Origin of the sequence: Paenibacillus mendelii (genome assembly GCF_024498075.1) — a bacterium.
Classification (GTDB): domain Bacteria; phylum Bacillota; class Bacilli; order Paenibacillales; family Paenibacillaceae; genus Paenibacillus_Z; species Paenibacillus_Z mendelii.
The window spans coordinates 1-876 of sequence record NZ_JANHOF010000067.1; the positions used below are offsets into that span (position 1 = coordinate 1).

The 876-nt window shown below is 41.7% G+C and carries 1 protein-coding gene; it reads left to right on the plus strand.

The window, feature by feature from the left end; all coding sequences use genetic code 11:
- Nucleotides 1–122 precede the first annotated feature (122 nt).
- Nucleotides 123–710 carry a hypothetical protein gene (locus tag NNL21_RS36055; RefSeq protein ID WP_256555726.1) on the plus strand — a complete coding sequence of 196 codons (588 nt, stop codon included), beginning with the start codon at nt 123–125 and terminating at the stop codon, nt 708–710.
- The last annotated feature ends 166 nt before the right edge of the window (nt 711–876 follow it).

Sequence of the window (876 nt, forward strand, 5' to 3'; positions counted from 1 at the left end):
GGGGGTCTATATTTTTATTTGAGGAAATTGAGCGATTTGACTAATCATTTGTCCATATCCATTAAATCCATGGATTCATATATATGTTAAAGATTCGTTGTTAAAAAAGGAGGAAGTATGAAATGCACAAAAGAACAGTCATTAGAAAGGCAAATAATACGGTCAAACAACTACAAGCACCTAGAAGACATAACGGAATCCGGGCGGTTAGCGTAGCAAAGGCAATGAGAATGATGATTGCCGCACAAAGATCATTGAATGCACAAAAACCGGTTGTTATTAGTCAAAGAACTAGGAGAATAAGTACAGATCGAAATTGGGTAAATGCACTTGAAATCGAGCGAAATCCGGCATGGGTAGCGCCGCGAGCTGGTGAATCGTACGTTTGGGGAAGAAATGACCCTAACGGTCCTGCTGCTGTGGTCGCCAGAAGATTTACGATAGGAAACGATATTGAGAGAGCTAGCTTATTCCTGTCCGTTGATAACTTTGCCATCGTTTTAATAAATGGACGGTCGGTCGTTATCGACAATCCGCAGGACAATGTTTCATTCTTTAATCCGGGAAGATCGTTTAATATTAGGCGTTTCCTTCGGAGAGGTGTAAATGATATTGTGATCGCCGCTTTTAACTTTCCGTCAAATGCAAACAGAAGCGCAAATAATCCAGCTGGTGTCCTTGCACGTATCGAAATTCAACTACAAGATTAGTCCGGCAGCAGCTCAAAAGACACCTAATGAATAGGTGTCTTTTCTTTATAAGCTCAATCGGTTGCGAACGCTATAACGTTGCCGACGTCGTAATCATCGCCATCAATAAAAAAGGAATTTTACGGCAGCCGTATATTCGGCTGCCGTTTTCTCAACTAACGGGCAG